Below are 7,990 nucleotides of genomic sequence, written 5' to 3'. Positions count from 1 at the left end.
GCTAGATTTCCGTCTATGCCGAGGAGTTTAGGAGTCTGCCCTTCAGGCTTTAAGCAAATGTGGATTTATCCCATTTGCGGTGGACTAACCACAGAATCCAGGGTGTTTCAACCCCTGGAGATGTCAATCTACTCAACTAACTGCAAAACAAGCGAGTAACCAAAACAGTAAAATGTTTGTTTGTTTGGATGACAACGAACTGGAGAAAGTGACGGGGAGCGGGAGCGGGTTGAAGTATTATGCGGGTTTAGTGTATTTGACCTCACCTGACTTAATCAACTTGACTACTAACAGTTTATTATAAATTAGAACTCAAAATATCTAAAATCTTTCTCCTCCACCCAAGGCACTCTATTAGCTTGCAAAAATTGATCGACAACCTGTGCTAGTTCTTAGTTTTCCGATAACTGGCACGAGGGGTATTTTTTCTTGGAGCGCTTTTTCCCCCTAAATGTGGAGAATAATTCCCTAGAAGTGTACCATCCCAATGGCGCTTTGTAGGGGGTTTTTGTTGAGACTTGTACTTGGGAGAAAGTCCTTTGTATAGCAATCGAAGAAAAGGTTAGGACATTTATAAATTCTCAAACTTAGTCATAGATTATTTGTGACTTTTGCCTTGCGCGTAACGCTATATTTCTCGGCAGATTTTTCCAGAGTATTACCCAACTCCCAACAAACCGGATGCCATAAAATTTAAACTCGCGATTATTACAGCGAGTAGTAATCTACTTAAGAATATCCAGTTTTAAAGTTTCAAGATTTTCTAGGCATTTTTTTTAGTTACTAATTTACCACCTAAAATAAAGATAGTTTACTCTTCATCATCAAACACAGGCGGCCAAAGTTCAACAATAGGCAATTCCCACTCACCAAATAGTTCAGGAATAGTCAACTTATCTTCATTATTTAATTCAATTTCTTCACCATTGGAGGGATAAACTACAACTATTTCCTCATCTGGATCTATCAAAATTCCTACTTCCGCTCCTAATTCTAAATACTTCTTGATTTTCTCTTTTAAAGCTTTAATTCTGTCGCTTTGAGATTTAATTTCTACTACTAAGTCTGGCACTAATTCCCCAAAATAACGAACGCTTTTTTTTAGACGTTTAGCACGAACAAAAGAAACATCAGGAACTTTAAGATTGGTATCTGGAAGAATAAAAGCACCACTAGAATCAAACAAACGTCCTAGACGACGTGGATAAACCCAATTACCTAATAGTCGAATTAACTGAGCGCCTACTTCACTAGAAACAATATCTGATGGACCCATAACTAATATTTTTCCCTCGTCTAATTCTAATTGATAATCTAAGCCTGCTTGATTAAGATTACCTTGCAATATTTCCAAGTCTTTAACTGTGAGATTTGACATAATTATTAATAGGGAGTAGTGACATAACACACCTAAAAATGTAGTTGTTGGGTTTCGGTTCCTCAACCCAACCTACTAGCTGACATTAATACTATACCAATAATTATAATTATGACTGATAAACCAAGCCTCTACTAATCAGAATTTATTTGAAAAATCGCCCATTCTCCTTCTTTATCTAGAACTTTTCCTTGAATATCTCCATGCCAGTCAACTCTAGTCAAAATATATTCAGCTCCATATTTTTTCGCCACATTAACTAATTCTTTCCCCGTCTGTTGCGGAAACAAAATTTCCATCGCTCCCACCGCTAACTTATTATTCAAAGGAACGCCAAAAATGTCTTCCATGCGATTTTTCCACTCTTGAATTCCCCTATCTGTTTGCGGAAAATGTTTAAAATCAACAATAACCGCCCTATCTGAAAAAAATTGAAAATTTGAGACAAATGGAGGAATTAAAATTACATCATCTTTATTGCTAATTTCTCTAAATCTTAAAGCTAGTTTCGTAATTTCATCTTGAGGAACTCTATTAAATTTTACTTGTTGTTTAAATACCTCTAAAATTTTTCCTGGTAATGCCTCAAATAATCCTAAAACAAATACTAAAGTTGTCGAAAGTGCTAAACCATAAATCATTAACTTTTTCACAGCGATATAGCTGTCGCTAGGCTCCGCCTTCCATATCGTGCAGCTTTTCATGTCGGTTCTGGCAGTCGAAAACGTCACATCAACTTCATCTAAAATAAACGGAAAAACTAATACAAAAAATAAACCAGGCATCACAAACAAACGATTAACAATTGAATCTATCGGCGGATGTAATAAGTAAAATATTAACCCTCCTAACATCATCAACAAAACTATTAATTTGTAGCGCCATCTCTCCAGAAAAAACAATCCAATCGATAAGATAAAAAAGCAAATACCCTGATAAGGTACAGGCAAAATTAGAGATATTATCAATAATAAACCAACCCCTAAATTTCTCTGTTGATATAACTGATTAACCAAAACACCCACAGCAATAAAAATCATCAACTGAGCAAAAGGAACAGTTCTTGCCAACTGTAACTTAGCAAATAAAGCTAAGGGGTAAACTTCCACAAAAATATAACCTAAAAGCAAAGCAAAAATTGACTCAGCAATAATCAGATAAAACTTCCATTTATCTAGACATCTCACATCAGTAAAACTTAAATCTTTTTCCCTAACTTTTTTTTCTTTGATCTTTCCTATTTCTACATCTGGAAAAGGCGAGCTGTGGGATAATTTTTTCTCTGTTCTCGACTGCTGTAAGAAATATTCTGATTTAGCAATATCAATTTTATGAATGCACAAACAACCACCCAGAATAAAACAGATAAAATCCAACCTAATTTTCCAATTCCAATAAGCAGGAATAATATGATGAGGATTCCTTACCCAACCGTAGATAAAAACAAATTCTTCATTAGTTAATCGATCGGTGCTAGTCGTACCAGTTAATACCATTGGCAGATAAACTAAACAAGCAAAACCAAATAAAATAATTAATGGTAGAATCACCAAAAAAATCAATCTGTACTCAGACAAAAGATTCATCAATGGAGTAATACTTTTAACTTTTGACTCTCTTGGTGCCCATTCCCTCTTTTGATCAGCATTCCCTCTCTTGGTCAGCATTCCCTTGCGTCTTACGCCTGTCGCCGACGCGGGGTCAAACCATTTTTGACTTTTGAATTTCTCAAAAGAGTTTACTTGTTTAACCTTCTGATTTTTTATTACCTCAATTAACATAATAGGAATCATCATAATTCCCGGCAAAACACCAACCAAAAATTGTAAAATTGAAGCAATACCAAAAAATAAATAACCAATTATCCATCTTTGCCGAAAACAGAAATAAAATCCCCAAACTGTCAAACTCATGGCAAATGTTGCAGGTATGGGAGTATTAGGAAAAAATTTTAAATATCCCATCAAAGTGTAAGATGTTAAACTCAGAAAAATTAAAACTGCTGCTGAGAGTTTAGATGGAGTAAAAATTTTACTTATGGCAGATAAACCCCAGATAAAACTAATAAATGAAATCAGATAATAAATCAAATATACGAGGGAAATACTGCCAGTAACTTTAGTGATAAAATAAACCAAATATTGATAGTAATATCTAGGAGTAAACTTCAACATTTCCTGAACATAGTAATCGTTCATATAGAGTTCAGGATTCAACATTGATTTAATTTGAGGAACGTGGGTGTAATGATTTCCTGCTGGAAAAGTATATCCTATGGCAATAAATGAACCAAGAATTATAAAGGTAAATAGGGATATAGAGAAATGCCAACTATATTTTTTTAAGTGCCACATTTATTATCAGATAAGGAAGAAGGAAGAAGCAAGTAGAAAGAAAGACAATTTGTCAAATCAATATCCTTGTTCTGAAGTATTTTTCTGTCTTGAAGCAGATTTTGCCTCAAAGTCAAACTTTACCGAAAAATAAAGGTATAAAGCCTCTTATTTCAGGAATAAAAAGAAAAAAATCTTTTTCTCCAATCCTCTTATTTTTAATAAGAGACAATTATTAATTGTTGAATTAACTAGCTATAAACTATAAAAAAAATCCTTTATAGCAGTCACCATTACTGGCGCGTAAATTCTCAAATATAGTCAGAGCAATAATTAAAATTATGACTTCTGAATTCAGCTATAAATCCTCTTTAAAACTATAAATTGCCGATAGCTGAATGCTATTTAATAAAACTATAAAAGCTGATTGAAATTTAAAATGATACTTATAAATTTTATCGACTATAAAACAATGTAATTCAGATCAGACCAAAATTCATCAAAGTATGGAACTATTTAGACAAGCTTTTCAGATTGCAGGAGTGCAACAAAAATCCTTAACTGAACCTTATTGGGCTATAAAATACCTGAAACCCCTGTAAATCTTAGATTTGAAAATTATGACCTAAACACCTCTTCCCATATATATTGGAGGCTATTTTATAACTCAGTTTTGTGTAAATCCGACTCACACCTTTTTCCCTCCTCCATTTTACTTATTCCTTTCAAAAACAATATTTTCAACCCATATGTACCACTTTTCTTGAACTTTGCTAGTTTCGATGTTCTTGCAAAGCACTTGATCCCACTTTTCAGTAGCCATATCTAACAAATTGGCCATAAACCATCAAAACTTACCCGTCATCGCTCCAACATTTCGGTCAGCTTCAAGAGCCAAAATTATCTTATGATGCAATAAAACCTAAAGACTTACAATAATATAGGTAAACTAGCATAGATATCTTCCAGTACATTCCAGTACATTAAGAATAAGAATAGTATAGAAAAAATTGAATGCCTTTCCCTCCAGAAAGTCCTTGCCTAAGTATAGCGATCGCCCGCCTGAAAATCCCAGAAGCCAATCACTTTGCAGTCTGGGTCATGCAGGCTCCTTTCCAACGGGGATATGTCCACCATGACCAGGTATGGCCAGAAGCTTTATCAAAATCTTGGCAGGCTTGGTTAGAAATCTTCTCTCCCCACAGTTTACCTGCTATTCCAATAGGTACACCTCAAACTGCCTTAAAATCAACCCCAAATATTCATGCCATCTCTAAATCTGGTGTCAAAATAAATCGTACCAGTCGCCTAATGCAAAATTTAGGTATTAATCTGTGGCAGTGGCTATTCCAAGGAGAAATTGGTAATAGTCTCCACCAAAGTCAAGGAATTGCTATTGGCCAAGAATTACCCTTACGAGTAAGATTAGATATTAGGGAACCAGAATTAATTGCCTTACCCTGGGAAATTATGCAACCAGGAGTCGCTTTGCCCGCCTTTTCTCTAAGTCGGGAAATTTTATTCAGTCGTACCACCAGTGATGTTAACTCTTTACGCAGCCAACCACCTTCCCAATTTCTGAACATTTTGTTGGTAATTGGGGAAAGTACCCCTAAAGGACAATCCCCCACAGCTAATAATGGCCATCAACCCCTAGTTCCATCCAAATTAAAACTCGAAGAAGAAGCAGCCCAACTAATTGAGGTTTTGAAAGCTCACAATATCACAAACTCCAATCCACCCAGAGTTAATCCTACTATTCCTTGTAGAGTCGATACACTAATTCAGCCTACTCCAGAAGAATTAATTTCCTATCTAGATAAAAAAACTTATAATGTACTTTTTTATGCTGGTCACGGTACACCAGGTCCAGATGGTGGTTGCTTGTTTTTATCACCTGAGAGAACCCTCAATGGTACCGAGTTAGCACAAATTTTAGTTCGTAATGGAGTAACCCTAGCAGTATTTAATGCTTGCTGGGGAGCGCAACCAGCTACAGAGCCTCTATCTTCTCGTGAAGTCCAGGCAATACCACGTAGTAGTCTAGCAGAAGTATTAATCCATCATGGAGTACCTGCCGTTTTAGGGATGCGAGATGAAATTGCCGATCGAGAAGCTTTAAGTTTTATTCAAGTCTTTGCTCAAGGTTTGACAGAGGGAATGTTAATAGATCAGGCAGTAGCAGTAGCAAGACAACAATTATTAACTCTCTACAGATTTAACCAACCAGCTTGGACTCTACCAGTCTTGTATATGCACCCGGAGTTCAATGGTCAATTAGTTGAAGTATTTGATGAATTAGTAACTCAACTACCTACTAACTCTCCAACTTGGATTAGCGGTTACACTTCTAAGACTTTTTTACGTTTTCAAGACGATCATAATCAAGTTTGGCCAATTTGGGTGGGTACAATTGCGGTTGGGCGTTCTCAGGAAAATGATGTGGTGATTTTGGAGCGGTGGGTTTCCCAAAAACACGCGGAAATTTTTTGTCGTTGCTTACCGAATGAAGAGGTTGAACAAACTTACTTTTTACGAGATATTTCTCGTTTCGGGACTTTAATTTATCAGTCTGGTAGTTGGCAAAGAATACATCGTGATGAGGTTGTTATAAAATCAGGAACACTGTTAAAATTTGGCAGTTCTCAAGGTCAAGCTTTTGAGTTTGTGATTGAAACAACTGAAGACCTTAGTAGTTAATCCCAGCTAGATTACGGAACTAACTAGGTTGCTTCTGTAGCTAAAAAAGTAGGAAAGAAAGATATTGATTGCTAATTACCTACTTCTAGTAGAAAATTCTTATGCATATCCAGGAATAAAATTATGAATAATCAGCCTTCCCGTTCTCAATTTTCTGTTAACGCCTCTACTGAGGTAGAATTAGATTTCTTAAGTACGATCGTTCTGGACGATATTGCTTATCCTTGGAATCCTGAAGCACCAGAATCAGAGGCTTATTTTAATTCTCTCGAACAAGAGCTACCTTTATCTGATTTACTCAATGATATGGAAATGACTGCCGCTTGCCAAAATTTTTATAGTCAAACTGACAAACTTTGGCCGATTATTGATACTCAGAATGCTTTATATGAAAAGTTTGCAGGTTTTGCTCCTAAGAATTTACTCAACAAGTTAGGCAAGATTGCTATTAATGTTGTCGATCAGGTGAATCGTTTAGGTTCTACTTTATCTCTCTCAGATCAATTGGTACATTGTGTCAGCGAAGTTTTACCTGGTTGGGATTTGGAAGATTTGGAAGTAATGGCGCGTCCTCTTGCTTATTCAATGCGTGGAGATCAAAATGATGCTGTAGAAAATACTTTAGCAACGGTGCAACCTGTTGATTGGTATGATTTATCTGAAGTTGAACAAGCACAGTTAAGTTTAGCGATTGCGCTCTATGCTATATCTCAAGTTAGTAATTAATTTTTCTATTCCTAAGTTCTATATCATAATTACTCATCAAAGTTTTCATTTTTTTTACCAAAAAAGTGGGTCTGAAGCCTCACCCTTCTAGGGTGACTTTTTGATTCAGAAGTTTGGAAAATTTGCTTTACCAAAGTGTTGGGAGTGCCTAAATTTAAGAAAAAAGGTAGAGATGATCGTTTCACCCTTTATACTTCCATAACAGTAGGTTTTAATCGTATAAAATTACCTCGAATTGGATGGGTAAAAACATTACTAAATATTGCCAGATAATGTTAATCCCAAGTCTGTAACTATTAGCAGAAAAGCTAATCGTTGGTTCATTAGCTTCAAGATAGAAACAGCAATCAAAATGACTGATTTCTCAGTAGATGTAGTAGGTGTAGATTTAGGTGTAAAATCTCTAGCTACCCTATCAACTGGTGAAGTATTTCCAGATGCTAAATCTTACAGTTAGATTTTAGATATAGTCATTCTGAATAAGACTGGATCACTTTTTTAACTGAAACTCTTTCAAGGCAAGAAAACCTTGTCTCAATCTTAACTGGAATAACTATAAATTGCTAGAGTGGCGATCGCCTTACTTGATGAGGTCGATAATTAATTCAACTATTGCGCTCTAGTTTTTAGATTTTAGATAAACTTTGAGAATGGCGATCGCCTTACTTGACGAGGTAGATAATTAATTCAACTGTTGCGCTCTAGTTTTTAGATTTTAGATAAACCTTGAGAATGGCGATCGCCTTACTTGACGAGGTAGATAATTAATTCAACTGTTGCGCTCTAGTTTTTAGATTTTAGATAAACCTTGAGAATGGCGATCGCCTTACTTGACGAGGTAGATAATTAATTC

The 7,990-nt window shown here is 35.6% G+C and carries 6 protein-coding genes; 4 read left to right on the top strand and 2 right to left on the bottom strand.

The features are described 5' to 3' along the window. Positions 1-811: 811 nt before the first annotated feature. Together F6K22_RS23420 and F6K22_RS23415 are read right to left on the bottom strand one after the other, a co-directional pair. Positions 812-1,378, bottom strand: coding sequence for a Uma2 family endonuclease (locus tag F6K22_RS23420; RefSeq protein WP_293103413.1), 567 nt, complete (start codon positions 1,376-1,378; stop codon positions 812-814). Between the two features lie 134 nt (positions 1,379-1,512). Next, positions 1,513-3,732: a DUF6798 domain-containing protein gene (locus F6K22_RS23415; protein ID WP_293103410.1), complete on the bottom strand. Its 2,220-nt coding sequence runs from the start codon at positions 3,730-3,732 to the stop codon at positions 1,513-1,515. 993 nt (positions 3,733-4,725) lie between these two features. Here F6K22_RS23415 and F6K22_RS23410 point away from each other — a divergent pair. The 4 genes from F6K22_RS23410 (at position 4,726) to F6K22_RS23395 (ending at position 7,594) form a co-directional block, all read left to right on the top strand. Next, complete coding sequence (locus F6K22_RS23410; RefSeq protein WP_293103408.1) at positions 4,726-6,411, top strand: CHAT domain-containing protein; 1,686 nt, start codon at positions 4,726-4,728, stop codon at positions 6,409-6,411. Positions 6,412-6,534: 123 nt separating this feature from the next. Next, complete coding sequence (locus tag F6K22_RS23405) at positions 6,535-7,137, top strand: hypothetical protein (protein ID WP_293103406.1); 603 nt, start codon at positions 6,535-6,537, stop codon at positions 7,135-7,137. Positions 7,138-7,272: 135 nt separating this feature from the next. After that, positions 7,273-7,410: a hypothetical protein gene (locus tag F6K22_RS23400; protein ID WP_293103403.1), complete on the top strand. Its 138-nt coding sequence runs from the start codon at positions 7,273-7,275 to the stop codon at positions 7,408-7,410. Continuing rightward, positions 7,400-7,594: a hypothetical protein gene (locus tag F6K22_RS23395; RefSeq protein ID WP_293103400.1), complete on the top strand. Its 195-nt coding sequence runs from the start codon at positions 7,400-7,402 to the stop codon at positions 7,592-7,594. The genes F6K22_RS23400 and F6K22_RS23395 overlap by 11 nt, the downstream gene beginning before the upstream one ends. Positions 7,595-7,990: the final 396 nt, after the last annotated feature.

Origin of the sequence: Okeania sp. SIO2F4 (assembly GCF_010672385.1) — a bacterium.
Lineage (GTDB): Bacteria > Cyanobacteriota > Cyanobacteriia > Cyanobacteriales > Microcoleaceae > Trichodesmium.
The sequence above is the reverse complement of the archived record's forward strand: the minus strand, read 5'-3'. Positions and strand labels throughout refer to the sequence as shown.

What these genes read in the sequence shown, in the direction of transcription:
- F6K22_RS23415 (WP_293103410.1), bottom strand. Translation starts at nt 3,732, where the DNA reads ATGTGGCACTTAAAAAAATATAGTTGGCATTTCTCTATATCCCTATTT.
- F6K22_RS23420 (WP_293103413.1), bottom strand. Translation starts at nt 1,378, where the DNA reads ATGTCAAATCTCACAGTTAAAGACTTGGAAATATTGCAAGGTAATCTT.
- F6K22_RS23410 (WP_293103408.1), top strand. Translation starts at nt 4,726, where the DNA reads ATGCCTTTCCCTCCAGAAAGTCCTTGCCTAAGTATAGCGATCGCCCGC.
- F6K22_RS23405 (WP_293103406.1), top strand. Translation starts at nt 6,535, where the DNA reads ATGAATAATCAGCCTTCCCGTTCTCAATTTTCTGTTAACGCCTCTACT.